This is a genomic window from Streptomyces capillispiralis (genome assembly GCF_007829875.1).
Classification (GTDB): Bacteria; Actinomycetota; Actinomycetes; order Streptomycetales; family Streptomycetaceae; genus Streptomyces; species Streptomyces capillispiralis.
This window is the reverse complement of record NZ_VIWV01000001.1, coordinates 3781178-3805518: the sequence shown is the minus strand read 5'-3', so window position 1 is coordinate 3805518 and position 24341 is coordinate 3781178. Positions and strand designations below refer to the sequence as shown.

At 73.9% G+C, this 24341-nt stretch carries 23 protein-coding genes; 21 read left to right on the top strand and 2 right to left on the bottom strand.

Translation table 11 applies throughout. The annotated features are described in order from the left end of the window. The first annotated feature begins 1 nt into the window (after position 1). Positions 2 to 337 (top strand): Rieske (2Fe-2S) protein, encoded by a 336-nt coding sequence (locus FHX78_RS16185; RefSeq protein ID WP_145868169.1) that lies wholly within the window; start codon positions 2 to 4, stop codon positions 335 to 337. 179 nt (positions 338 to 516) lie between these two features. Here FHX78_RS16185 and FHX78_RS16180 read toward each other — a convergent pair whose 3' ends face one another. Beyond that, entirely contained in the window at positions 517 to 933 is a 417-nt protein-coding gene (locus tag FHX78_RS16180) for a pyridoxamine 5'-phosphate oxidase family protein (RefSeq protein WP_145868168.1), read from the bottom strand. Between the two features lie 126 nt (positions 934 to 1059). On the opposite strand from FHX78_RS16180, the gene clpB reads away from it, so the two are divergent. Together clpB and FHX78_RS16170 are read left to right on the top strand one after the other, a co-directional pair. Next, on the top strand, positions 1060 to 3675 hold the full coding sequence (gene clpB, locus FHX78_RS16175; RefSeq protein WP_145868167.1) for an ATP-dependent chaperone ClpB: 2616 nt from the start codon (positions 1060 to 1062) through the stop codon (positions 3673 to 3675). Positions 3676 to 4133: 458 nt separating this feature from the next. After that, entirely contained in the window at positions 4134 to 4658 is a 525-nt protein-coding gene (locus FHX78_RS16170; RefSeq protein ID WP_145868166.1) for a YbjN domain-containing protein, read from the top strand. A gap of 65 nt (positions 4659 to 4723) precedes the next feature. On the opposite strand, the gene FHX78_RS16165 is transcribed toward FHX78_RS16170, so the two are convergent. Beyond that, a complete protein-coding gene (locus FHX78_RS16165; protein ID WP_145868165.1) occupies positions 4724 to 5917 on the bottom strand; it encodes a pyridoxal phosphate-dependent aminotransferase in 1194 nt (397 codons plus the stop codon). Positions 5918 to 6057: 140 nt separating this feature from the next. Here FHX78_RS16165 and FHX78_RS16160 point away from each other — a divergent pair, with 140 nt between their 5' ends. The 18 genes from FHX78_RS16160 to FHX78_RS16075 all read left to right on the top strand — a co-directional run bounded on the left by FHX78_RS16160 (position 6058) and on the right by FHX78_RS16075 (position 24318). Then, positions 6058 to 6315, top strand: a complete 258-nt coding sequence (locus FHX78_RS16160) for a hypothetical protein (RefSeq protein WP_145872013.1) — start codon at positions 6058 to 6060, stop codon at positions 6313 to 6315. Between the two features lie 398 nt (positions 6316 to 6713). Then, positions 6714 to 7247, top strand: a complete 534-nt coding sequence (locus FHX78_RS16155) for a DUF2617 family protein (RefSeq protein ID WP_167531774.1) — start codon at positions 6714 to 6716, stop codon at positions 7245 to 7247. A 59-nt stretch (positions 7248 to 7306) separates the two neighbouring features. Further along, on the top strand, positions 7307 to 8980 hold the full coding sequence (locus FHX78_RS16150) for a polyamine aminopropyltransferase (protein ID WP_145868163.1): 1674 nt from the start codon (positions 7307 to 7309) through the stop codon (positions 8978 to 8980). Between the two features lie 87 nt (positions 8981 to 9067). Next, on the top strand, positions 9068 to 10039 hold the full coding sequence (locus tag FHX78_RS16145; protein WP_145868162.1) for an SRPBCC domain-containing protein: 972 nt from the start codon (positions 9068 to 9070) through the stop codon (positions 10037 to 10039). A 66-nt stretch (positions 10040 to 10105) separates the two neighbouring features. Beyond that, positions 10106 to 10897: an aldose epimerase family protein gene (locus tag FHX78_RS16140; RefSeq protein ID WP_145868161.1), complete on the top strand. Its 792-nt coding sequence runs from the start codon at positions 10106 to 10108 to the stop codon at positions 10895 to 10897. 31 nt (positions 10898 to 10928) lie between these two features. Further along, a complete protein-coding gene (gene pyrE, locus FHX78_RS16135) occupies positions 10929 to 11480 on the top strand; it encodes an orotate phosphoribosyltransferase (RefSeq protein WP_189908568.1) in 552 nt (183 codons plus the stop codon). A gap of 162 nt (positions 11481 to 11642) precedes the next feature. Further along, positions 11643 to 12674 (top strand): class II fructose-bisphosphate aldolase, encoded by a 1032-nt coding sequence (gene fbaA, locus FHX78_RS16130; RefSeq protein WP_145868159.1) that lies wholly within the window; start codon positions 11643 to 11645, stop codon positions 12672 to 12674. Between the two features lie 62 nt (positions 12675 to 12736). Continuing rightward, positions 12737 to 14242, top strand: a complete 1506-nt coding sequence (locus tag FHX78_RS16125) for an MFS transporter (protein WP_145868158.1) — start codon at positions 12737 to 12739, stop codon at positions 14240 to 14242. Positions 14243 to 14259: 17 nt separating this feature from the next. After that, positions 14260 to 14673 (top strand): DUF3151 domain-containing protein, encoded by a 414-nt coding sequence (locus FHX78_RS16120; protein WP_145868157.1) that lies wholly within the window; start codon positions 14260 to 14262, stop codon positions 14671 to 14673. 149 nt (positions 14674 to 14822) lie between these two features. Further along, positions 14823 to 15653 (top strand): tryptophan 2,3-dioxygenase family protein, encoded by an 831-nt coding sequence (locus FHX78_RS16115; RefSeq protein WP_145868156.1) that lies wholly within the window; start codon positions 14823 to 14825, stop codon positions 15651 to 15653. Then, complete coding sequence (gene kynU / locus FHX78_RS16110; RefSeq protein WP_145868155.1) at positions 15646 to 16842, top strand: kynureninase; 1197 nt, start codon at positions 15646 to 15648, stop codon at positions 16840 to 16842. The genes FHX78_RS16115 and kynU overlap by 8 nt, the downstream gene beginning before the upstream one ends. Before the next feature lie 177 nt (positions 16843 to 17019). Further along, positions 17020 to 17898 carry an alpha/beta hydrolase gene (locus FHX78_RS16105; protein WP_145868154.1) on the top strand — a complete coding sequence of 293 codons (879 nt, stop codon included), beginning with the start codon at positions 17020 to 17022 and terminating at the stop codon, positions 17896 to 17898. A gap of 155 nt (positions 17899 to 18053) precedes the next feature. Next, positions 18054 to 19046: an alpha/beta hydrolase gene (locus tag FHX78_RS16100; protein WP_145868153.1), complete on the top strand. Its 993-nt coding sequence runs from the start codon at positions 18054 to 18056 to the stop codon at positions 19044 to 19046. Further along, positions 19043 to 20227, top strand: a complete 1185-nt coding sequence (locus tag FHX78_RS16095; RefSeq protein ID WP_145868152.1) for an acyltransferase family protein — start codon at positions 19043 to 19045, stop codon at positions 20225 to 20227. Before FHX78_RS16100 ends, FHX78_RS16095 begins: the two co-directional genes overlap by 4 nt. Next, entirely contained in the window at positions 20220 to 21539 is a 1320-nt protein-coding gene (locus tag FHX78_RS16090) for a sensor histidine kinase (protein ID WP_145868151.1), read from the top strand. Before FHX78_RS16095 ends, FHX78_RS16090 begins: the two co-directional genes overlap by 8 nt. After that, a complete protein-coding gene (locus tag FHX78_RS16085; protein ID WP_145868150.1) occupies positions 21536 to 22198 on the top strand; it encodes a response regulator in 663 nt (220 codons plus the stop codon). The genes FHX78_RS16090 and FHX78_RS16085 overlap by 4 nt, the downstream gene beginning before the upstream one ends. 99 nt (positions 22199 to 22297) lie before the next feature. Further along, positions 22298 to 23656, top strand: a complete 1359-nt coding sequence (locus tag FHX78_RS16080) for a sensor histidine kinase (protein ID WP_189908562.1) — start codon at positions 22298 to 22300, stop codon at positions 23654 to 23656. After that, positions 23653 to 24318, top strand: coding sequence for a response regulator (locus FHX78_RS16075; protein ID WP_145868148.1), 666 nt, complete (start codon positions 23653 to 23655; stop codon positions 24316 to 24318). Before FHX78_RS16080 ends, FHX78_RS16075 begins: the two co-directional genes overlap by 4 nt. Positions 24319 to 24341 lie beyond the last annotated feature (23 nt).

Below are 24341 nucleotides of genomic sequence, written 5' to 3'. Positions count from 1 at the left end.
TGTGACCACTCCACCCGACGACCGCTCCTTCCGCAGGGAGATGGCGACCGCCTACCGGTCCGGATGGCACTTCATCGACCTGGTCACCGCCATCCCCCACAGCGGTGACTCGTTGATGGTGACCGTCTTCGGCGAACCGGTCGTCGTCACCCGCGACGAGGACGGAGACGTACGGGCGTACCGGTGCCTGCGGCGGCCCCGGGGGGCGCCGAAGCCCGTGCGGTGTGCCATCCGGTACGGAATGATCTTTGTGAACCTGGACCAGCGGGACCGCCGGCAGGCGGAGTCCGACTCCCCTGCCCCCCGGACCATCTCGGCCACCCCCCGCAGTGCCTGACGCGATTCCCCCGTCGTAACAGATCGCTCAGGTGCTTCCCCCCGCAGCGGCGTCACCGTGACCTGAACACGGTGACGCCGCTGCAGTTTTGCGTGACATTTCCCGGTATCGGCCAGATCGCGCTATGGCTGAAAAGGGTCGCTGGATGTGACGAACTATTCCTCCCGACCCGCCCGGCCTCACCCCCGGCCCAGGGCGCGGGTGAGCGCGATCTCGATCACCACCCGTGCGGGGTTGGGTGACGGCGTCCGGCCGTAGCGCTCCGCGTACCGCCGTTCCGCCTCCGCGACGCGCTCCGGTTCGGCGCGGACCACGGCCCGCCCCTCCAGCGTCGCCCACCGCCGGCCGTCCACCTGGCACACCGCCACGGCCGCGCCCTCCGCCCCCGCCGCCCGCACGTGCCGCACCTTCGCGCTCGACGTGTTCGCGACCACCCGGGCCAGCCGCGCCTCGGGGTCGTACGTCACCGCCACCGGGACGACGTGCGGCGTGCCGTCCGGGCGGAGGGTGGTCAGCGTGCACAGGTGCTTCTCGCGCCAGAAGCTGAGGTACGGGGCGTCCGGATCGCCCGGATCCACCGAATACGAGGTGGCCATGGACGGGAACCTAGCCGGTGCGGCCCTCCCGCCCCGTGCCTTGAGTGGAATAGACTCAAGTTTGTGTACGTTGACCGAGTCAGCCACGATGGCCGCTGAAGGGTCACCAAGGAGGGAAACGCGAACGTGGACGCCGAGCTGACCAACCGGAGCCGGGAAGCGATCAACGCCGCCGGGAACCGGGCCGTGACCGAGGGGCACCCCGACCTCACCCCCGCCCACCTGCTGCTTTCCCTGCTCGCCGGGCAGGAGAACGAGAACATCACGGACCTGCTCGCCGCGGTCGACGCCGACCAGGCCGCCGTACGCTCCGGGGCCGAGCGCATCCTGGCCGGCCTGCCGAGCGTGACCGGGTCCACCGTCGCGCCGCCCCAGCCCAACCGCGAACTCCTCGCCGTCATCGCGGACGCCCAGGCCCGCGCCCGCGACCTCGGCGACGAGTACCTCTCCACCGAGCACCTCCTCATCGGCATCGCCGCCAAGGGCGGGGCCGCCGGCGAGGTGCTGTCCGGGCAGGGCGCCACCGCGAAGAAGCTGCGGGAGGCCTTCCAGAAGGCGAGAGGAGCGCGCCGGGTGACCACCGCCGACCCCGAGGGGCAGTACAAGGCCCTGGAGAAGTTCGGCACCGACTTCACCGCCGCGGCCCGCGAGGGCAGGCTCGACCCCGTCATCGGACGGGACCAGGAGATCCGGCGCGTCGTCCAGGTGCTGTCCCGCCGCACCAAGAACAACCCCGTCCTCATCGGCGAGCCCGGCGTCGGCAAGACCGCCGTCGTCGAAGGACTCGCCCAGCGGATCGTCAAGGGCGACGTCCCCGAGTCGCTGAAGGACAAGCGGCTCGTCGCCCTCGACCTCGGCGCCATGGTCGCCGGGGCCAAGTACCGCGGCGAGTTCGAGGAACGCCTCAAGACCGTCCTGGCCGAGATCAAGGACTCCGACGGCCGGATCATCACCTTCATCGACGAACTGCACACGGTCGTCGGCGCGGGCGCCGGCGGCGACTCGGCGATGGACGCCGGCAACATGCTCAAGCCGATGCTCGCCCGCGGCGAACTCCGCATGGTCGGCGCCACCACCCTCGACGAGTACCGCGAGCGGATCGAGAAGGACCCGGCGCTGGAGCGGCGCTTCCAGCAGGTGCTGGTCGCCGAGCCGACCGTCGAGGACTCCATCGCCATCCTGCGCGGACTCAAGGGCCGCTACGAGGCCCACCACAAGGTCCAGATCGCCGACAGCGCGCTCGTCGCCGCCGCCACCCTCTCCGACCGCTACATCACCTCCCGCTTCCTCCCCGACAAGGCCATCGACCTCGTCGACGAGGCCGCCTCCCGGCTCCGCATGGAGATCGACTCCTCACCCGTGGAGATCGACGAACTCCAGCGCGCCGTCGACCGGTTGAGGATGGAGGAACTGGCCCTCGGCAAGGAGACCGACGCCGCCTCCCTCGAACGCCTGGAGAAGCTGCGCCGCGACCTCGCCGACAAGGAGGAGGAGCTGCGCGGCCTCACCGCCCGCTGGGAGAAGGAGAAGCAGTCCCTCAACCGGGTCGGCGAGCTGAAGGAGAAGCTCGACGACCTGCGCGGCCAGGCCGAACGCGCCCAGCGCGACGGCGACTTCGACACCGCCTCCAAGCTGCTCTACGGCGAGATCCCGGCCGTGGAGCGCGACCTGGAGGCCGCCTCCGAGGCCGAGGAGGCGTTGACGTCTTCCGGCGGGAGTGCCAAGGACACCATGGTCAAGGAGGAGGTCGGCGCCGACGACATCGCCGACGTCGTCGCCTCCTGGACCGGCATCCCGGCCGGCCGCCTCCTGGAGGGCGAGACCCAGAAGCTGCTGCGCATGGAGGACGAGCTCGGCAAGCGGCTCATCGGCCAGGGCGAGGCCGTACGGGCCGTCTCGGACGCGGTGCGGCGCGCGCGGGCCGGGATCGCCGACCCCGACCGGCCCACCGGCTCCTTCCTCTTCCTCGGCCCCACCGGCGTCGGCAAGACCGAACTCGCCAAGGCGCTCGCCGACTTCCTCTTCGACGACGAGCGGGCCATGATCCGCATCGACATGTCGGAGTACGGCGAGAAGCACTCCGTCGCCCGCCTCGTCGGCGCGCCCCCCGGTTACGTCGGCTACGAGGAGGGCGGCCAGCTCACCGAGGCCGTGCGCCGCCGCCCGTACAGCGTGGTGCTGCTCGACGAGGTGGAGAAGGCCCACCCCGAGGTCTTCGACATCCTGCTCCAGGTGCTCGACGACGGCCGGCTCACCGACGGCCAGGGCCGCACCGTCGACTTCCGCAACACCATCCTGGTGCTCACCTCCAACCTCGGCAGCCAGTACCTGGTCGACCCGCTGACCACCGAGGCGGAGAAGAAGGAGCAGGTCCTGGAAGTGGTCCGGGCCTCCTTCAAGCCCGAGTTCCTCAACCGCCTCGACGACCTCGTGGTCTTCTCAGCGCTGACGAAGGAGGAGCTGAGCCGGATCGCGCGGCTCCAGACCGACGCGCTGGCCCGCCGGCTCGCCGAGCGCCGCCTCTCCCTGGAGGTCACCGAGGCGGCCCTGGCCTGGCTGGCCGACGAGGGCATGGACCCGGCGTACGGCGCCCGTCCCCTGCGGCGGCTGGTCCAGACGGCCATCGGCGACCGGCTCGCCCGGGAGATCCTCTCCGGCGAGATCAAGGACGGCGACACGGTCCGCGTCGACCGCTTCGGTGACGAGCTGATCGTGGGGCCCGCGACCGGCAAGACGCTGTAGTCGCGGACGCGAGGGCCCTTCCGGCGGCGGGAGGGCCCTTTCCCCACACCGTGAACGCGGAGAACCGCACGAGCGCGGTGCCGGCGTCCTCGTGGACCACGCCCGCCTCGACCGTGTCGGCTCCCACGCCCTCCGGCAGCCCCCGCGCGTACCCCGGATCCGGACACGGACCGGCGTCGTCGTCCGCGCGCGGCATCCGGATCTCCGCCGCAGTGGAGATCCCGCCACCCTGGCGGGTACAGGTCCCGGCCCGCTGGGCACCCGGGGGGAGTGCCGCACCGCCGAAGCCGAGGACGTCCGCGCGGGGTCCGCCGCCGTCGCGCCCCCGCCCGTCGCGTCCGCCGACCGTCCGAACGGCCAGATCATGTCAGCCCGGGGCGGACAGGCCCCGTCGGGGCTTGCCACCCCCCTCCCCGCATGGGGGAGGATGGCAGGATCCGTACGAAGGGAAAATCACGGTGACCATCGACCCGTCCTCGATTCCGAATTTCGGGGGCCAGCCCGAGCCGCAGCCCCAAGGACCGGCGGGCCCCGTCGTCCCGGATCAGGACCTCGTGAAGCAGCTCCTCGACCAGATGGAGCTCAAGTACGTCGTCGACGACGAGGGTGACCTCGCGGCGCCGTGGGAGCAGTTCCGCACCTACTTCATGTTCCGCGGGGAGGGCGACCAGCAGATCTTCTCCGTCCGGACGTTCTACGACCGGCCGCACCAGATCGACGAGAAGCCGCAGCTGCTGGAGTCCATCGACGACTGGAACCGGCGCACCCTGTGGCCCAAGGTCTACACCCACACCCACGACGACGGCACCGTCCGTCTCATCGGTGAGGCCCAGATGCTCATCGGCATGGGCGTCAGCCTGGAGCACTTCGTCTCCTCCACGGTCAGCTGGGTGCGCGCCGCGATCGAGTTCGACAAGTGGCTCGTGGAGCAGCTCGGCCTGGAGCAGGAGATCAACGAGGCGGAGAAGCCCGACGACGAGTGAGCCGTCCCCCGGGCACGAAGGAGCGCGGCTCTTTCGTGCTCGGAGGGCGTGCGCCCGGGGTGTGCTCAGCGCGCCCCGGCGGCCTTGAGCCGCCGTGCCGCCTCCTCCAGGACCGTCCGCTGCTTGCAGAAGGCGAAGCGGACGAAGGGGGCGCCCGCCTCCCGGTGGTCGTAGAAGACGGCCGTCGGGATGGCGACGACGCCCGCGCGTTCCGGCAGCGCGCGGCAGAAGGCGATGCCGTCGCTCTCGCCCAGGGGGCGGATGTCGGCGGTGACGAAGTAGGTGCCGGCCGGGCGGTAGACCGCCAGGCCGGCCTCTTCCAGGCCCGCCGCCAGGAGGTTCCGCTTGGCGAGCAGGTCGGCGCGGAAGTCCTCGAAGTACGTGTCGGGCAGGGCGAGGGCCTCGGCGACCGCGTACTGGAACGGGCCGGCCGAGACATAGGTCAGGAACTGCTTGGCCGAGCGGACCGCCGTCACCAGGTCCGGCGTCGCCGTCACCCAGCCGACCTTCCAGCCGGTGAAGGAGAAGGTCTTCCCCGCGCTCGAGATGGTCACCGTGCGCTCCCGCATCCCCGGGAAGGTCGCCAGCGGGACGTGCTCGGCGTCGTCGAAGACCAGGTGCTCGTAGACCTCGTCGGTCACCACCAGCAGATCGCGCTCCACCGCCAGCTCGGCGATCGCCGCCAGCTCCTCGCGGGTGAGGACGGTGCCGGTCGGGTTGTGCGGGGTGTTGAGCAGCAGCAGCCGGGTGCGGTCGGTGACGGCGTCGCGCAGTTCGTCGAGGTCGAGGTGGAAGCGTCCCTCGCGCGGGCGCAGGGTGACCGGGACGCGGGTGCCGCCGGCCATGGCGACGCAGGCCGCGTAGGAGTCGTAGTACGGCTCCAGGGCGATCACCTCGTCGCCGGGCTCCACCAGCGCGAGCAGCGCGGCGGCGATCGCCTCGGTTGCGCCGGCGGTGACCAGGACCTCGGTGTCGGGGTCGACGGCGAGGCCGTAGCGGCGCCGCTGGTGCGCGGCGACGGCGGTGCGCAGCTCGGGAACGCCGGGGCCCGGCGGGTACTGGTTGCCGCGGCCGTCCCGCAGGGCCCGTACGGCGGCTTCCCTGACCTCCTCGGGGCCGTCGGTGTCGGGGAAGCCCTGGCCCAGGTTGAGGGAGCCGGTCCGCAGGGCCAGGGCGGACATCTCGGCGAAGATCGTCGTCCCGAACTCGGCGAGCCGGCGGTTCAGGAGGGGGCGCGCGCTGGAGGTCATGCCGGTCATCCTGCGCCGAAGCTCTGGAGTTCCTCAACTCTGCTTTGGGCCGCGCGGGCGGAGGGCATCTCCCGGTCACGCACGTGAGCGGGGCGCCCACGGGGGGCCGCTCCAGCCGACTCACGGGGGAACGGAAGGAGGGTGGCGCCATGACCTTCGGCATCATCCTGGTGGTGATCTTCGCGCTGGTCGTCGGGTTCGCCGTGAAGGCGGCCCGCCGGTCGGCGGGCCGGCCGGCGCGCAGCCGGGCCGGATCGTCCACGCACGGCGGGAGCGGTGACGGCGGCTGGTGGGCCGGTGGCGGGGGCGCCGGGAGTTCCTGTGGATCGTCCTCCGACGGAGGCTCGTCCTGCGGAGGCGGGTCGTCCTGCGGAGGCGGCGGCGGATGCGGCGGGGGCGGCAGCTGACACGGGCAGCCTGCCCCCACGTCGGGGGATGACGCATCCGCGACGGCGGGGTCCGCACCTGGGGCGGGCCCCGCCGCGTTGTCGAGCGCGGGTGGTGGAGCCGGTCGCGCGGGGCGCGCGGCGTGGCGCGGCGGAGCGGGCCGTCACCTCGGGGCGTACGCCGGGGTTGAACAGGTGAGCTGAGGAGCCCCCTAGGGGATGGAAAGCCCACGAAGTTGGGTAAAAACGCTGTGGTGGCGCCACAGTTCATGATTCCCTATAAATCGCCAACGCAGCCCTCGGGCTCCCCGCGGACCGTTCTTCCGGCCGGGCGACCGGGCTGACGGGCCGAGTTCCCCGGTGGGGCCGGGGTGCGCGGACCCATATCTCCCTTCCTTGTGTGCCTGCGGAGCCGATCCATGCTCACGACCCTGAACACCTCCTACTCCGACACGCGCGCGGCCGACCTCGCCTGGGCCCTGGGACGCGAGCCGCTGCCCGCGCTGGCCGTGCTCGACCTCGAACTGGCCGGGACCAGGCTCCAGTTGAGGCTGCTCGGAGCGTCCCACCAGGTCCTCGTGGAGGAGGAGCGGGGCGTCTGCTCGGAGACGGTGGCGTGCATTCCGGGCAGCAGCACACCGCTGCCGCTGGGGGTGGCCAAGCGGATGGGGGACTGGGAGTACGAGTTCGCGGCCCGGGTCGAGGCGCTCTCCCCGGGGTCGTTCGCGGGCAGGGCCCAGGAGTTGCTGGCTCTGGTCTCCGACCATCCGCAGGGCCTCGTCGGCGTCTTCCCCGGCAGCCCGCACGCGTTCACGGCGATGCTCGCCCAGTGTCACGAGGGGCAGGTGCACTGGCGGACCTGGCACGCCTATCCGCAGGACGGGCAGTTGGTGGTGACGCGGACCAAGGTGGGCGTGCGGGTCGTTGCTCATACCAATCCGGGGCGAGTGTAAACAAACATCACGCGTGTGGGTGACGCTGAGCGGTGGAGACGTGACGTAACGTCGCTGGGGTGATCGAACCGCAGGCCCCCGCCCCGCCCGGCTCCGCACCGTCCCGGGAAGGGCGGCGCGGCACCGGCGGCGCGGCGGGCAGCTCCGTGCGGCTGCCCGTGCGGCAGGGGACGGGGCGGTTCCTGGTCCTGGCGGGGGTGTTCGTCTGCGCGGCCTGCGGACTCGTGTACGAGCTGGAACTCGTCGCGCTCGCCACGTACCTGATGGGCGACTCGGTCACCCAGGCGTCCGTGGTGCTGTCCGTGATGGTGTTCGCCATGGGCATCGGGTCCCTCGCCGCGAAACGGCTGCGGCGGCACGCGGCGGCCGCGTTCGGCGCCGTCGAGGCCCTCCTCGCCCTGGTCGGCGGGTGCAGTGCGATGGCCCTGTACGCGGTGTTCGCCTGGACGGGCGACTGGGGCGGCATGTGGGCGAACGGCCCGCGCTGTCTGCTGGTCGCCTTCTCCCTCGCCACCGGGCTGCTCATCGGTGCCGAGGTGCCGCTGCTGATGGAGCTGATCCAGCGGATCCGCCGGCAGGACGCGGGCGGCGCGGTCGCCGACCTGTCCGCCGCGGACTACGTGGGCGCCCTCGTCGGAGGGCTCGCCTTCCCCTTCCTCCTGCTGCCGTTCCTCGGCCAGCTCACCGGCGCGCTGATCACCGGCGCGGTCAACGCGGTCGTCGGCGGCGCGCTGGTCCTCGGCCTGTTCCGGCGGGACCTCACACGGCGCGCCCGCCGGCTGCTCGTGGCCGCCAACGTCTGCGTGCTCGCGCTCCTCGCCTCGGCCGCCGTCCTCGTCGACGACTTCGAACGGGCCGCCCGGCACGCCATGTACGGCGCCGACGTCCGGGTGGCCGTGCAGACCGACGTGCAGGAGGTCCTGCTCACCGGCGGGCGGGACGGGCGGCCCCTCAACCTGTTCCTCGACGGGCGGCTGCGGGTCAGCGGCCGGGACGAACTCCGTTACCACGAGGCGCTGGTGCACCCGGCGATGAGCGGGCCGCACACCCGGGTGCTCGTCCTCGGCGGCGGCGACGGGCTGGCCGTCCGCGAGGTGCTGCGGCACACCGGTGTGCACCGGGTCGATGTCGTCGAGCTCGACGCGGGCGTGGTGCGGCTGGCGCGCCGGGACCCGGCGCTGTCCGCGCTGAACGCGCAGGCGCTCGACGACCCGCGCGTGCGGGTGACCGTCGCGGACGCCTTCGACTGGCTGCGCGGGGCGCCCGCGGCGGCGTACGACGTGGTGGTCTCGGATCTGCCGCACCCCGGGATCACCGCGAGCACCAAGCTGTACTCGCAGGAGTTCTACGGACTGGCCCGGCGGGTGCTGGCGCCGCGCGGGCGGCTCGTGGTGCACGGGGGCGCGGTCGCGTCCCGGCCCCGCGACTTCTGGACGGTGGACGCGACGCTCCGCGCGGCGGGGTTCCGCACCGCCGCGTACCGCGTGCGCGGGCGGCAGGACGGCTTCGCCGTCGGCCCCGACCGGGGGGCGGCGAAGACCGCGCACGCGTACCGCGACTGGGGGCTCGTGCTGGCCGCCCGGCACGCCCCCGGGCCGCGCCTCGATCCGTCGGGTCCGCGCCCGCGCACGCTCACCGGCGCCTCCCTCGCGGCGGACGCCCGGGCGGCCGAGCGCACCCGCGTCACCGGTCTGCCGCCGTCCACCCTGGTGCACCCCCGGTACGCCGGCTGAGTCCCCTTACCGTGTCCCGGCCCGACGCGCCGCGACTTCCCGCCGACGGGGGTACAGCCCCGCGTCGCGTGGGTAGGCTCCGCACTCATGGAGCACGAGGTGTTCGTTCCGGTCGAGGTGGAGCGGCTCAGGGAGGTGCTGGACGACCCCGCGCGGGTCGCCCGGGCGGTGCCCGGGCTCCAGCACGACGCCGGGGCGGATCCCGTCGCCGGCCGGCTGAAGGTCCGCGTCGGCAGCCACTCGGTGACCTACCGGGGGGCGGTACGGGTGTCCGCGCGCGAGGACGGGTCCTACGCCGTCGAGGGCGACGCGGTGGAGACCCGGGGCAGCGGCTCGGTCGAGCTGGCGCTGCGGCTGCGCCTGCGGGACACCGACGGCGGCGCCACCCTCACCGTCACCGGCACGGCGACCGCGGACGGCCGGGTCACGGAACTTCCCCCGGACGCGGTGAGCGGGGCGGTCTCCCGCCTGCTGGACCGTTTCGCGGAGAACCTGGGCACGGTGGCGACGGAGACACCCGGAACCGGGCGGCGGGAGCCGGGCGCGGAGTCGCCCGGCGCGGATGCGCCCAGCCCGGAGTCGCCCGGCGCGGAGACGTCGGGACCGGAGTCGCCGGAACTGCTGGGTGCCGGGGACTTCGAGCCCCGGGCCACCACCGACTTCGAGACCACCCCGGACGCGGAGGACACGCCCCCGCCCGCCCCCGAGCCCCCTCGGGCCGCGGAGGAGACACCGCCGCCCGCCCCCGGGCCCGCGGCGGACGCCGGTGGCCCGTCCGTCTTCGACGCCGAGGTCCCGCCGCCCTCCCTCGACCCCGACGCGCGGGACGCGGGCGCCGAGGACGACGACTCGATCGCCGAGGCGGCCCACGCCCGGCGCACGATGATCGGCCGCAGCGCCGAGGAGGTGGACCACGCGCCGCCCCGCGGCCGCTACGCCCCGGTCCCCGCCCCGCAGACCGTCGCGTCCCCCACGCCCCTGCGCTGGGCCGCCCCGGTGGCGGCCCTGGCCGTCGCCTCCGCGGTGGTCGCCGTCAGAGCCCTGCGCCGACGCCGCTGAACTCCGCCGCCATGGCGCTCCCCCCGTCACACCCCGCCCCCTTGATCACCCCAGTAGGGTCGTGGCGTGAGTAACGGAGACATCACGCTGACCGCGGGTGACGCGGAGGTGACCGTGCTGCCGGGGAACGGCGGGCGGGTCGGAGGGCTGCGGGTCGGGGGCGTCGAGCTGCTGCGCCAGGGGGAGCGGTACGGGTGCTTCCCGATGGTGCCCTGGTGCGGACGGATCCGTGAGGGCCGGTTCCGGGACGGCGCCACCGTCCACCGGATGCCGCTGAACGCCCCGCCGCACGCCATCCACGGCACCGCCCGCGACGCCGCCTGGCGCACCGCCCGTACGGGCACCGACGAGGCCGTGATCACGTACGACCTCGCGGAGCCGTGGCCGTATCCGGGGCGCGTCACCCAGCAGATCGCGCTGACCGGGGACTCCCTGACGCTGACGATGAGCGTGGAGACGTACGAGTCGTCCTTCCCGGCGCAGATCGGCTGGCACCCGTGGTTCAACCGCTCCCTCGGCGGCGGTGAGGACGTGCGGATCGGCTTCGCGCCCGCCTGGCAGGAGGAACGCGGGGACGACCACCTGCCGACGGGGCGGCGGATCGAGCCGGGGCCCGGGCCGTGGGACGACTGCTTCGGGATGCCCGGCGGTGTCGACGTCACCCTCACCTGGCCGGAGCAGCTGGAGCTGAGGGTGACCAGCCGCGAGGAGTGGGTGGTGGTGTACGACGAGCAGCGCGAGGCCGTGTGCGTCGAGCCGCAGACCGGACCGCCCGACGGGCTGAACAGCCACCCGCGCCTGGTCACCCCGCTGGAGCCGCTGGAGGCCTCGACGACCTGGACGTGGACCCGCCTCTAAGCTGGCTGTCATGAGTGACGTCAACGCAGTAATGCCGCCAGGCACACGCGGCGAGCTGCTGCAGCAGATCAAGGACAAGGCCGTGGTGCACGGCAAGGTGACCCTCTCCTCCGGTCTGGAGGCCGACTACTACGTCGACCTGCGCCGCGTCACCCTCGACGGCGAGGCCGCCCCGCTGGTCGGCCAGGTGCTCCTGGACCTGACCGCGGAGCTGGACTTCGACGCGGTCGGCGGGCTGACCATGGGCGCCGACCCGGTCGCGGCCGCCATGCTGCACGCCGCCGCCGCGCGCGGCCGGAAGCTGGACGCCTTCGTCGTCCGCAAGGCCGCCAAGGCGCACGGGTTGCAGCGGCGCGTCGAGGGCCCCGACATCAAGGGCCGCCGCGTGCTGGTGGTGGAGGACACCTCCACCACCGGCGGTTCCCCGCTCACCGCCGTCGAGGCCGTGCGGGAGGCCGGTGCCGAGGTCGTCGCCGTGGCGACCATCGTCGACCGGGCCACCGGCGCCGACCGGAAGATCCAGGACGGCGCCGGGGTGCCGTACCTCTTCGCCTACTCCAAGGACGAACTCGGCCTCGACTGATCCCGCCGGGCCCGGCATCACCCGTCATAACGACTTGAGCTGCGCGGTCGACCTGCCGGACGAGTCTGGGAAGATGGGGCCGACAATGACGTCGCATCCAAGGTTCCAGGTCAGGGCCGACCGTACGCAGCACGCCAACCCGCACGCTTAAGGAGCGGACAGATGCCCATCGCAACTCCCGAGGTCTACAACGAGATGCTCGACCGGGCGAAGGCGGAGAAGTTCGCCTACCCGGCCATCAACGTCACCTCGTCCCAGACCCTGCACGCGGCACTGCGCGGCTTCGCCGAGGCGGAGAGCGACGGCATCGTCCAGATCTCGACGGGCGGCGCCGAGTTCCTGGGCGGCCAGCACCAGAAGGACATGGTCACCGGCGCGGTCGCGCTCGCCGAGTTCGCGCACATCGTCGCCGAGAAGTACGACGTCAACATCGCCCTGCACACCGACCACTGCCCGAAGGACAAGCTCGACGGGTACGTGCGTCCGCTGCTCGCGGTGTCCGAGGAGCGCGTCAAGGCCGGCCGCAACCCGCTGTTCCAGTCCCACATGTGGGACGGCTCCGCGGAGACCCTCGCCGACAACCTGTCCATCGCCCAGGAGCTCCTGGAGCGCGCCCGCGCCGCGAAGATCATCCTCGAGGTCGAGATCACCCCGACCGGCGGCGAGGAGGACGGCGTCTCCCACGAGATCAACGACTCCCTCTACACCACCGTCGACGACGCCGTCCGCACCGCCGAGGCCCTCGGCCTCGGTGACAAGGGCCGCTACCTGCTCGCCGCGTCCTTCGGCAACGTGCACGGCGTGTACAAGCCGGGCAACGTCGTGCTCCGTCCCGAGCTGCTGAAGGAGCTCAACGAGGGCGTCGCCGCCAAGTACGGCAAGCCGGCCGGCTCCCAGCCGTTCGACTTCGTCTTCCACGGCGGCTCCGGCTCCACCCCGGAGGAGATCCTCACCGCGCTGGAGAACGGCGTCGTGAAGATGAACATCGACACCGACACCCAGTACGCCTTCACGCGTCCGGTCGTCGACCACATGTTCCGCAACTACGCCGGCGTCCTGAAGGTCGACGGCGAGGTCGGCGACAAGAAGACCTACGACCCGCGCACCTGGGGCAAGCTGGCCGAGGCGTCCATGTCGGCCCGCGTCGTGGAGGCCTGCCGGAACCTGCGCTCGACGGGCACCCGGATCAAGTAACCGCCCGCAGCACGGGAGCCCGGTACCGCCCGCGGTGCCGGGCTCTTCCGTATGCTCGCACCATGCCCGACGTCCGGCTGTCCTCCCCGCGGGGCAAGTGGATCCTGCTCACCACGGTGCTCGGCTCCAGCATGGCGCTGCTCGACTCCACCGTGGTCAACGTCGCCCTGCCGCGCATCGGCCGCGACCTCGACGCCGACCTCGCCGCGCTCCAGTGGACCGTCAACGCGTACATGGTCACGCTGGCCGGGCTGATCCTCCTCGGCGGGGCGCTCGGCGACCGGTACGGGCGGCGGAAGGTGTTCGTCATCGGCGTGCTGTGGTTCGCCGCCGCCTCCCTGCTGTGCGGCCTCGCCCCGAACGCCGGGGTGCTGATCGCCGCCCGGGCGCTCCAGGGCGTCGGCGGGGCGCTGCTCACCCCCGGCTCGCTCGCCCTCATCCAGGCCACCTTCCACCCCGACGACCGGGGCCGCGCGGTGGGCCTGTGGTCCGGGTTCGGCGGGATCGGCGCGGCGGTCGGCCCGTTCGTCGGGGGCTGGCTGGTGGACGGGCCCGGCTGGCGCTGGGTGTTCCTGCTCAACGTGCCGCTCGCCCTGCTGTGCGCCCCCGTCGCCGTCCGGCACGTGCCGGAGTCGGTGGGCGGGGAGCACGAGGGCCGGTTCGACGTGCTCGGTGCCGCGCTCGGCGCGGTCGCGCTCGCGCTGGTGACGTACGCGCTGATCGAGGCCGGGGACGGCTCCCCGGTGGTCGTGGTCGCGGGGGCCGCCGGGCTGGCCGCCGCCGTCGCCTTCGTCCTCGTGGAGAAGCGCCGCCCGCACCCGATGATGCCGCCGGACATCTTCGCCTCCCGGCAGTTCACCGCCGTCAACCTGGTCACGCTGTGCGTGTACGCGGCGTTCGGCGGGTTCTTCTTCCTCGCCGCGCTCCAGCTCCAGGTCGTCGTCGGCTGGTCCGCGCTGGCCGCCGGTACGGCGCTGCTGCCCACGACCGCGCTGATGCTGCTGCTCTCCGCCCGCTCCGGCGAGCTGGGCGACCGGATCGGTCCGCGCATCCCGCTCACCGTGGGCCCGCTGCTGTGCGCGGCCGGGATGCTGCTGATGCTGCGGGTCGGGCCGGGCGCCTCGTACGCCGCCGAGGTGCTGCCCGCGCTGCTGGTGCTGGGCCTCGGCATGGTCACCCTGGTGGCGCCGCTCACCGCGACCGTCCTCGCCTCCGTGGACACCGCGCGGGCCGGTCTGGCCAGCGGCATCAACAACGCCGCCGCCCGCGCGGCCGGCCTGGTGGCGGTGGCCGCGCTGCCGCTGCTGGCCGGGATGGGCCCGGAGGCGTACCGGCTCCCCGACGCCTTCGACGACGCGTTCCGGCGGGCGATGGCGCTGTGCGCGGCCGTCCTGGTGGCCGGAGCGGCCATCGCCTGGGCGACCGTGCGCCGCCCCGCGCCGGACTGCCGGCACCCGGAGTGCCACACCCACGGCAGCGTGGCGGTGCCCCCGCTGGAGGCGGAGACGGACCGCGCGGAGGAGCACGGCAAGGGGGCGTCGTGGCCGCCCGGCACCGAGCCGGGCTGATGTACCAGACTGGACCCATGTCCATTCACGAGAACCTGCTCGGGGGACCGCCCCCGACCCACCTCCCCGACGACCCCGGCCCGCGCGAACTGCTCGCCTCGGGTACCTCGCCCGCCGACGTCGCCGCCCGGTACCCGACCTCCTCGCTGGCCTGGGCCCGGCTCGCCGACGAGGCGTACGAGCGGGGCGGCGTCGTGGAGTCGTACGCGTACGCCCGTACGGGCTACCACCGCGGACTGGACGCGCTGCGCCGCAACGGCTGGAAGGGCCACGGCCCGGTGCCGTGGGAGCACGAGCCCAACCGCGGCTTCCTGCGCGCCCTGCACGCCCTCGCCCGCGCCGCGCAGTCGATCGGCGAGCAGGAGGAGTACGAGCGCTGCGCGCAGTTCCTGAAGGACTCCTCGCCGACGGCGGCCCAGGTCCTCGGCTGAGCCGCGCCCGCGCGTGAGGCCCGCCCGTGACCGGGCGGGCCTTGCGGCTGTGGGGGAGGATTGCGGAGGATGCACCGTGGGGACCGGGGCCCCCGTGCCGGTAACGGCAGGGGCGGACCGCTACCCGGAGTACATTTCAGGAGACAGCGATGTCCCACGAGGCTCACGAGCCGGAGACCCCGCATCTCGATTTCGAGGGGACGACCCCCTACGAGGACTACGTCAAGGCCGACGTCCTCACCCACCTCCAGCACACCCTCTCCGACGATCCCGGAGAGATGGTCTTCCTGGTCACCACCCAGGTGATGGAGCTGTGGTTCACCGTCATCGTCCACGAGTGGGAGACCGCGGCGAACGCGCTGCGGGAGGACGACGTGCCGACCGCCGTCGACGCGCTGAAGCGGTCGGTGCGCGAGCTGGAGGCGCTGAACGCCTCCTGGAAGCCGCTGGGCGGACTGACCCCGGCGCAGTTCAACTCCTACCGGGGCGCCCTCGGCGAGGGGTCCGGATTCCAGTCGGCGATGTACCGGCGGATGGAGTTCCTGCTCGGCGACAAGTCGGCGTCCATGCTGGTCCCGCACCGCGGCGCGCCGCGGGTGCACGCGGAGCTGGAGAAGGCGCTGCACGAGCCGAGCCTGTACGACGAGGTGCTGCGGTTCCTCGCGCGGCGCGGCCACGCGGTCCCGGACGGGGTGCTGCGGCGCGACGTGGCGCGGAAGTACGAGCCCTCGGCCGAGGTGGAGGCGGTCTGGACGGCCGTGTACGCGGGCGACGAGCGGGACGAGGTCGCCCGTCTCGGTGAGGCGCTGACCGATGTCGCCGAGCTGGTGTGGCGCTGGCGCAACGACCACCTGGTCGCCACCCGCCGCGCGATGGGCGCCAAGACCGGCACGGGCGGCTCGGCCGGGGTGGCCTGGCTGGAGAAGCGGGCGCAGAAGAGCGTGTTCCCCGAGCTGTGGACGGCGCGGTCCCATGTCTGAGCTGGTGATGAGGGCGGAGAAGCTCGACGGGGCCGACGTGCTGGCCGGCAAGCGGGACGAGTTCGTCCTCGACGACGTCGTCTACCTCGACGGCAACTCGCTGGGCGCGCTGCCCGCCGTGGTCCCCGGCCGGGTCGAGGACGTGGTGCGCCGGCAGTGGGGCGAGGCGCGGATCAGGTCCTGGACGGAGGGCGGCTGGTGGACGGCGCCGGAGCGGATCGGCGACCGGATCGCGCCGCTGGTCGGCGCGGCGCCCGGGCAGATCGTGGTCGGCGACTCGACCAGTGTCAACGTGTTCAAGGCGCTGGTGGGCGCGGTGCGGCTGGCGCGGCTCGACGGCCGGGACCGGGACGAGATCGTGGTCGACGCGACCACCTTCCCCACCGACGGCTACATCGCGGAGTCGGCGGCCCGGATGACGGGCTGCGCCCTGCGCCCGGTCGCCCCGGCCGAGGTGCCGGGCGTGCTCGGTGACCGCACGGCCGCGGTGCTGCTGAACCACGTCGACTACCGCTCGGGCCGGCTGCACGACCTGCCGGCGCTGACGGCCGCCGTGCACGCGGTGGGCGCGCCGGTCGTCTGGGACCTGTGCCACAGCGCGGGCGCGCTGCCGGTGGGCCTGGACGAGCACGGCGTGGACCTGGCGGTCGGCTGCACCTACAAGTACCTGAACGGCGGGCCGGGTTCACCGGCGTACCTCTATGTCCGCGGGGAGTCGCAGGACCGCTTCGACTCCCCGCTGCCGGGCTGGAACTCGCATGCGGAGCCCTTCGGGATGCGCTCCGGGTACGAGCCGGCGGCTGGTGCGGTGCGCGGGCGGGTCGGCACCCCGGACATCCTCTCCATGCTCGCCCTGGAGGCGGCCCTGGAGGTCTGGGACGGTGTCACGGTCGACGCGGTGCGCGCCAAGTCCCTCGCGCTGACGGACTTCTTCCTGGAGTGCGTCGAGGCGTACGTGCCCGAGGGGCGGGTCGAGTGCGTGACCCCGCGGGCGCACGCGGAGCGGGGCAGCCAGATCGCCCTGCGCTGCGCGGACGCCGGGGACGTGATGGAGCGGCTGATCCGCCGCGGCGTGGTCGGCGACTTCCGCCGTCCGGACGTGCTGCGCTTCGGCTTCACCCCGCTGTACGTCGGTTTCGGTGACGTGGAGCGGGCGGCGCGGGTGCTGGCGGAGGTGCTGGCGGAGTAACCCGGTCCGGTGCGGGCCGGGGAGGGGGGCGGCGGGCTGCCCCGCCACCCCTTCCCCTGGGGTTCACCGTGCGTGATATCCCGATGTCGGGGCGGGTCGCCGTCCTGATACCGTCCCGGCCAACGGCCGCGTTCTCCACCGGTGGGCCGCCCTCGTTTCATCGCTGAGAGGTTGAGCATGTCGGACGACGTCGCAGCCGCCCGGGCCGCAGCCGAGGAGAGGTCCGCTCTCTCCCATCCGCCCGTCGACCCCGACGCCACCGCGGCCTACGGCGACGCCCCGGACCAGCTGATCGACTTCTACGCGCCGCGCCGGTCCGGCGGACCCGGCGGTCCCGCCCCCGTGGTCGTCGTCCTGCACGGCGGGGCCTGGCGCGCCCCCTACGACCGGCGCCACATCAGCCCGTTCGCCGCCTTCCTGGCCGGGCGCGGCTTCGCGGTGGCCAGTGTCGAGTACCGGCGCGGCGCGGGGGAGCGGGGCGGCGGGGACGCGGTCGCCGGGCGGTGGCCGGAGACCTTCGACGACGTCGCCGCCGCGCTGGACGCGCTGGAGCCCCTGGTCCGCACGCACCTGCCGGGGGCCGACCCGGGCCGCACGGTCCTCACCGGCCACTCGGCCGGCGGCCACCTCGCGCTGTGGGCCGCCGCCCGGCACCTCCTGCCGGCCGACGCGCCCTGGCGCACCGACGGCCCCGCACCCCTGCGCGGCGTCGTCGCGCTCGCCCCGGTCGCCGACTTCGCGGTCGCCGACAAGCTGGACGTCTGCGGCGCCGGAGTACGCCAACTCCTGGGCGGTGACGAGCACTTCGCGGAGCGTCGGCCCTACGCCGACCCGGCGCTGCTGCTGCCCACCGGGATCGCCACCACCCTGGTCCAGGGCCGCACCGACCTCGACGTCCCCCCGGCGGTCGCCGAGTCCTACGCGGACGCGGCCGCGAAGGCGGGCGAGGTGGTGGGGGTGACGCTGCTGGACGGCGTCGGCCACTTCCCGCTGATCGATCCGGCGGCGGACGCCTGCGCGGTGGTCGCGGAGGAGATCGCCCAGCTCGCCTGGTGAACCCCCGCCGCCCGCGGGCCGGTCCGGTCATACCCCTCATACCTGAGAGCTACCCCGCAGGTGAGTCCCCCGGTGGGACGCGGGTTACGCGCGCCGCTCCGTAACTTGCCTTCCCGGCGGCCCGATCGGCGGGCGGACGGGGAGGGGCGACGGGCATGGGGCGACGACGGGGACCGGACGGCGGAGGCCGTGCGCCAGGGCGGCGGTGGCGGCGCGGGGTGCTCGCGTCGCTGGTCGCCTGCGCGGTGGCCGTGCCGCTCGCGGGGGCGGGGCGGCCGAGGGTGCCCGCGCCGCCGCCCGCCGCGCCCGCACCACCGACCGCGGCGACCCTGGAGGCGACCTACGCGGCCCACCGTGCGAACGCCGGCGCCGCGGCCCGTACCGCCGCCGCGCACGGCCACCGCGAACGGGCCGCCACCGACCGGCAACTGGCCGCGCCCGAGCGGCAGTTGCTGGCCTTCGACGGGCGTGGCCCCGGGCTGGTCACCGAGGTCCTCGGCGACCTCGCGCACGCCGACCGCGTCGCCGTCCTGGTCCCCGGCTCCGACACCGGCCTCGACACCTACGGCCGGTTCCGCGCCGGGGCCCTCGCCCTGCACGAGCGGCTCACCCGGGAAGCCCCCGCGGGCACGCGCACGGCCGTCGTGGCCTGGCTCGGCTACGAGACCCCCGGCACCGTCGGCACCGCCGTCGCCACCACGGACCGGGCGGAGGAAGCCGCCCCCGAACTTCGTGCCTTCATACGGGAGTTGCGGGCCGTCGTCGGCCGGGGCCCCCGCGTCTCGCTCCTGTGCCACTCCTACGGATCCGTCGTCTGCGCCCGGGCCGCCGCCGGTCCGGACGTCGACGACCTCGCCCTCGTCGGCAGCCCCGGCACCGGCGCCGACACCGCCGCCGCACTGCGCACCCGGGCCCGCGTCTGGGCCGCCCGGGGCGAGGACGACTGGGTGGAGCACGTGCCGCACCTCAGCGCCGGCCTCTTCGGCACCACCGTCGGTTTCGGCACCGACCCCGTCTCCCCGGCGTTCGGCGCCCGTGTCTTCGCGGCCGGTGACGGCGGCCACAGCGACTACTTCACCCCCGGCTCCGCCTCCCTGGCCAACCTGACCCGGATCGTCCTCGGCGAGACGCGGGCGGTGACCTCATGAGCCGCCTGCCGGCCGTCGTACGCGACACCGCCGCGCGCGTCGACGCGGCCACCCCCGGCCATCGCGACCGGGCCGTGGACGCCCTGCGCGCCGGCGCCGTCCTCGGTGTCGTCCTCGGCCACTGGCTGGTGACCGCCCTGGTCGCCGACGGACGCACCCTGCGCACCGCCAGCCCCCTCCAGCACCTGCCGTGGCTGGCCCCCGTCTCCTGGGCCTTCCAGACCCTCGCCGTGTTCTTCCTGGTCGGCGGGCATGTGGCGACGCGCGGGTACGCCTCGTCCCGTGCCCGCGGCATCCCGTACCACCGCTGGCTGCGCGGCCGGCTGACCCGGCTGTTCACCCCGGTCGCCGCCGTCCTCGTCCTGTGGACGGCCGTCACCGCCGTCCTGCTGCTCTCCGGCGCCGAGTACGCGACCGTCCGCACCCTGGTGAAGCTCGCCCTGTCGCCGCTGTGGTTCCTGCTGGTCTTCGCCGCGCTCACCGCCGCGACCCCGCTGCTGGCCCGGCTCCACCCGCTGTGGCCGCTCGCCGTCGTCCTCCACGTCGACCTGCTCCGCTTCGGCTTCGGAGCCCCCGCCTGGCTCGGCTGGCTCAACCTGGCGGCCGGCTGGCTGGTGCCGTACGCCCTCGGCGCCGCCTGGACGCGCGGCGAGCTGGAACGCCGCAGGTCCGGCTGGATCCTGCTGCTCTCCGGTACGGCCGTCACGGCCGCGCTGGTCGCCTGGGCCGGCTATCCGGCGTCGATGGTCGGCGTCCCGGGCGCCGCCGTCTCCAACCTCGACCCGCCGACGCTGGCCGCCGTCACCTTCGGCGTCGCCCAGTGCGGGCTCGCGCTGCTGCTGCGGGAACGGCTGCGCCGTGCGATGCGCCGTCCGGTCGCGTGGGCGGCGGTGGCGCTGGTCAACCTCTCCGTGATGACCGTCTTCCTCTGGCACCAGACCGCCCTGATGGCGACCACCGCCACCGGCCTCCTGGCCGGCCGTCTGCCCGGCCTGCACACGGTGCCCGACGGCCTCGGCTGGGTCGCCGCCCGGCTGGCGTGGCTGCCGGTGTTCCTCCTCGCCCTCGCGGTCTGCCGGGCGGCCTTCCGGTCGTGGGAGCGGGGCGGGGGCGGGCGGCGGGGCCGGTCCCGGGTGGTCCGTGCGCACCGGCCGGCGACGAAGGACGTACGCCATGTCTAGGCTGAACCGCGTGGCGAACGAGGGGGTGGCGCTCGTCCGGCGGTGGCTGGGCGTGCTGCGGGACGACCTGTGGACCTGGCGGGCGGACCCGCTGCCCCCGTCGGTGTGGCTGCGCTGGGTGCCGCACGGGTTCGTGTGCCTGGCCGCGTTCGGTGTCTTCGTCGGCGACCTGGCCCAGTTGTACGAACACGGCGGACTGGGCCTCGGGGCCGCCCTGCTGATCGCGCTCGGGCAGAGCGGCGCGATGGTGCTCGCGCTGCGCCGGCCGGTGCCGGCATGGTGGCTGTCGCTCCTGGTCACGGTGTTCGGGGCGATGGCGGTGCGCGCCCGGATGGCCCCCGGCGAGTACAAGTTCACCTGGCCCTGGACCTCGGCCGGGCTGATCGCCCACCTGTTCGTGCTGCTGCTGCTCGCCCTGCGGGTCCGCAGCCGCGTCTCGGCCGAGGCGGTGGCGCTGACCTCGCTGCTCACCTATGTCGTCCAGGGGCTGGTGGGAGGGCGGAACTACCAGCCCACCGGCCACCTCGCCGTCACCCTGTTCGCCGTCGTCGTCGTCCTCGGCACCGCCCTGCGCGGACGCCGCGAGGCCCGTGTCGAACTCGGCCGGCAGACCACGCTCACCGCCGAGGAACGCGCCCGGCGCACCCTCCTGGAGGAGCGCAGCCGGATCGCGCGGGAACTGCACGACGTGGTGGCCCACCACATGTCGGTGATCTCCATCCAGGCCCAGGTCGCCCCGCACCTCGTGCGGGACCCGACGGACGAACTCAAGGAGAACCTCGCCGGCATACGGCAGAACGCCGTCGAGGCGCTGACCGAGCTGCGCCGCGTGCTGGACGTGCTGCGCTCCGAACACCCCGCCCCCGGCGAGCGCTCGGACGCCCCGCAGCCCACCCTCGACCGGCTGGAGGCGCTGGTGGAGAACACCCGCGCCGCCGGACTGACCGTCACCACCCGGATCAGCGGGAGACGGCGCCCGCTGCCGCCCGGGGTGGAACTGTCGGCGTACCGGATCGTGCAGGAGGCGCTGAGCAACGTCCTGCGGCACGCACCCGGCGCGAGCGCCCGGGTCGCCCTCGCCTACGATCCGCGCGGGCTGCGGGTGGAGGTCACCGACACCGGCGCGACCCGTCGGGCGGCCCCGTCACCCGGCGCCGGTCACGGGCTGCTCGGCATGCGGGAACGGGCCGCGATGCTCGGCGGCAGCCTGACGGCCGGCCCCCTCCCGGGCCGCGGCTACCAGGTCGACGCCTACCTCCCGGTCGCCGCCCCGCCCGCCACCCACCCCCTTCCCCAGGACGGACCCGCATGATCCGCGTACTGATCGCCGACGACCAGCAGATGGTCCGTCAGGGCTTCACCGTGCTGCTCAACGCCCAGCCCGACATCGAGGTGGTCGGCCAGGCGGTGGACGGACTCGACGCGGTCGCGCAGGTCGCCGGACTCGCCCCGGACGTCGTCCTGATGGACATCCGCATGCCCGAACTCGGCGGCATCGAGGCCACCGCCCGCATCACCACCGCCACCCCGCACATCAAGGTGCTCGTCCTCACCACCTTCGACCTCGACGAGTACGTCTACGAGGCGCTGCGCGCCGGTGCCTCCGGCTTCCTGCTGAAGGACGCCTCCGCCGATCAGCTCGCCGAGGCGGTCCGGGTGGTGGCGGCCGGGGACGCCCTGCTCGCGCCCGGCATCACCCGCCGGCTGATCGCCGAGTTCTCCCGGCTGGACGACCGCCCCCGCACCCCGCTCAAGCAACGCGTCGGGGACCTCACCGAGCGGGAGACGGAGGTGCTCGCGCTGATCGCGCAGGGCCTGTCCAACGCGGAGATAGCGGTCCGGCTGGTGGTGGCCGAGCAGACCGTGAAGACCCACGTCGGCCGCATCCTGGTCAAGCTCGGCCTGCGGGACCGCACCCAGGCCGCGGTCTTCGCGTACGAGTCGGGCCTGGTCCGCCCCTCCGGGTACTGAACGGCGCCCGGGGCGGGCCGCGTAGTACCTGAGGGGGACCTCCCGATACCCGTCTCAGCGGGGACGACCGGCGTCCCCCGGTCGGCCTACCGTGTGAGCGTGACCGAGACGACCCACACACGCTCCCGGGCCGCGACGTCCGCGGCCGGCGCCAGGACGCGCAGCCCGGAGTACCGGCTCGCCCAGGACGCCCTGAGCGGACTGCGCCAGGACCTCTTCCACGACGCCTTCGCCTTCCGCCCGCTGCCGCGCCGGCACACCGACGGCCCGTTCGTCCGCCGGCTGCCCGGCGGGCTGCGGTCGTCCGCGCGGCGGCTCCCGCACGCGGTGGTGGGGGCCGTCGCGCTGATCGCCTTCCTGGCCGGCGCGGTGGGCGGCAGCCTGCCCGGCGGGGACGTGGCGGCCCTCCTGACCGGCGTGCTGTGCGCGCTCCCGGTGCTCGCCACCCTGTTCCGGCCGGTCGGCGCGTTCTGGCTGTCGCTGGCGGCGACCCCGGTGGTCGCCGTCCTCAACCAGAGCGGGGCCGACTGGCCGTGGGTGCCCGGCGCGTTCGTCTGCCACCTGGCGGTGCTGGTCGTGGTGGCGCTGCGCACCCGGCCCCGCACCGCGGCCTGGATGTGGGTGCTGACCGCCGCCTACGCCTTCCTCTCGGACATCGTCTTCAGCGGCGCGTACTACTACACCAACAGCGGGCCCATGATGGTGACGTCCGCGTTCGCCCTGCTCCTGGTTTCCCTCTGGCACGTCCGCCGCACCGCGCAGCAGGAGGTGACCGCCCAGCAGACGGTCACCGCGCACGAACGCTCGCGGCGCACCGCGCTGGAGGAGCGCACCACCATCGCCCGCGAACTGCACGACGTGGTGGCCCACCACATGTCGGTGGTCGCCATCCAGGCCGAGGCCGCCCCCTACCGGGTGGAGAACCCGCCGCCGGAGCTGGAGCGCGCCTTCGCCACCATCCGGGAGAACGCGGTGGCCGCCCTCACCGAGCTGCGCCGCATCCTCGGCGTGGTCCGCGCCGAGGACTACGAGGCCCCGGACGCCCCGCAGCCCACCCTCGCCGACCTCGACTCCCTGCTGGTCAACGTGCGCGACGCCGGTCTGGACGTGGAGAAGGTGGTGACCGGCGCGGTGCGGGAGCTGCCGCAGGGCGTGGAACTGTCGGCGTACCGGATCGTGCAGGAGGCGCTGAGCAACAGCCTGCGGCACGCGCCCGGCGCGAGCGCCCGCGTGGAGATCGGGTACGTCCTCGGCGGGCTCGGGGTGCGCGTGGTGAACGGCCCGATGCCCGAGCCCGGCCTGGTGAAGCCCTCGCCCGGTGCCGGTCACGGCATCACCGGCATGCGCGAGCGGGTCACCATGCTCAACGGGGAGATGACGGCCGGTCCGGCCGACGACGGCGGCTACGAGGTGGCCGTGTTCCTGCCGGTCGCCACGGTGAACGAGGGTGACGCATGACCATCCGGGTCCTGATCGCCGACGACCAGATGATGGTGCGCGAGGGCTTCTCCGTCCTGCTGAACGCGATGCCCGACATCGAGGTCGTCGGCGAGGCGGTCAACGGCCGCCAGGCGATCGAGCGGGTCCGCGAACTCGCCCCCGACGTCGTCCTCATGGACATCCGCATGCCCGAGCTGAACGGCATCGAGGCGACCCGGGAGATCGTCGCCGCCGACGGCACGGCGAAGGTGCTCGTGCTCACCACCTTCGACCTCGACGAGTACGTCTACCAGGCGCTGCGCGCGGGCGCCTCCGGCTTCCTGCTCAAGGACGCCTCCGCCCGCCAGCTCGCCGACGGGGTGCGGGTCGTCGCGGCCGGGGAGGCGCTGCTCGCCCCGACGGTGACCAGGCGCCTGATCACCGAGTTCTCCAAGCTGTCCGAGGCACCGCGGCTGATGCCGTCCGCGCAGGCGGCGTACGGCGACCTGACCGAGCGGGAGACGGAGGTGCTGGTGCTGATCGCGCAGGGCCTGTCGAACTCCGAGATCGCCGGGCGGCTGGTGGTCGCCGAGTCGACGATCAAGACGCACGTCAGCCGCATCCTGGTGAAGCTGGGCCTCAGGGACCGCACCCAGGCGGCGGTGTTCGCCTACGAGGCACGGCTGGTCACCCCGGGTTGACCCTGGTCAGCGGGCCGGGTGCC

Excerpts from the sequence above, each read along its gene's own strand:
- FHX78_RS16180 (WP_145868168.1), bottom strand. The coding sequence starts at position 933 with ATGGCCACCTCGTATTCGGTGGATCCGGGCGATCCGGACGCCCCGTAC.
- FHX78_RS16165 (WP_145868165.1), bottom strand. The coding sequence starts at position 5,917 with ATGACCGGCATGACCTCCAGCGCGCGCCCCCTCCTGAACCGCCGGCTC.
- FHX78_RS16160 (WP_145872013.1), top strand. The coding sequence starts at position 6,058 with ATGACCTTCGGCATCATCCTGGTGGTGATCTTCGCGCTGGTCGTCGGG.
- FHX78_RS16155 (WP_167531774.1), top strand. The coding sequence starts at position 6,714 with ATGCTCACGACCCTGAACACCTCCTACTCCGACACGCGCGCGGCCGAC.
- FHX78_RS16145 (WP_145868162.1), top strand. The coding sequence starts at position 9,068 with ATGGAGCACGAGGTGTTCGTTCCGGTCGAGGTGGAGCGGCTCAGGGAG.
- pyrE (WP_189908568.1), top strand. The coding sequence starts at position 10,929 with ATGCCGCCAGGCACACGCGGCGAGCTGCTGCAGCAGATCAAGGACAAG.
- fbaA (WP_145868159.1), top strand. The coding sequence starts at position 11,643 with ATGCCCATCGCAACTCCCGAGGTCTACAACGAGATGCTCGACCGGGCG.
- FHX78_RS16125 (WP_145868158.1), top strand. The coding sequence starts at position 12,737 with ATGCCCGACGTCCGGCTGTCCTCCCCGCGGGGCAAGTGGATCCTGCTC.
- FHX78_RS16120 (WP_145868157.1), top strand. The coding sequence starts at position 14,260 with ATGTCCATTCACGAGAACCTGCTCGGGGGACCGCCCCCGACCCACCTC.
- FHX78_RS16115 (WP_145868156.1), top strand. The coding sequence starts at position 14,823 with ATGTCCCACGAGGCTCACGAGCCGGAGACCCCGCATCTCGATTTCGAG.
- kynU (WP_145868155.1), top strand. The coding sequence starts at position 15,646 with ATGTCTGAGCTGGTGATGAGGGCGGAGAAGCTCGACGGGGCCGACGTG.
- FHX78_RS16105 (WP_145868154.1), top strand. The coding sequence starts at position 17,020 with ATGTCGGACGACGTCGCAGCCGCCCGGGCCGCAGCCGAGGAGAGGTCC.
- FHX78_RS16100 (WP_145868153.1), top strand. The coding sequence starts at position 18,054 with ATGGGGCGACGACGGGGACCGGACGGCGGAGGCCGTGCGCCAGGGCGG.
- FHX78_RS16095 (WP_145868152.1), top strand. The coding sequence starts at position 19,043 with ATGAGCCGCCTGCCGGCCGTCGTACGCGACACCGCCGCGCGCGTCGAC.
- FHX78_RS16090 (WP_145868151.1), top strand. The coding sequence starts at position 20,220 with ATGTCTAGGCTGAACCGCGTGGCGAACGAGGGGGTGGCGCTCGTCCGG.
- FHX78_RS16085 (WP_145868150.1), top strand. The coding sequence starts at position 21,536 with ATGATCCGCGTACTGATCGCCGACGACCAGCAGATGGTCCGTCAGGGC.
- FHX78_RS16075 (WP_145868148.1), top strand. The coding sequence starts at position 23,653 with ATGACCATCCGGGTCCTGATCGCCGACGACCAGATGATGGTGCGCGAG.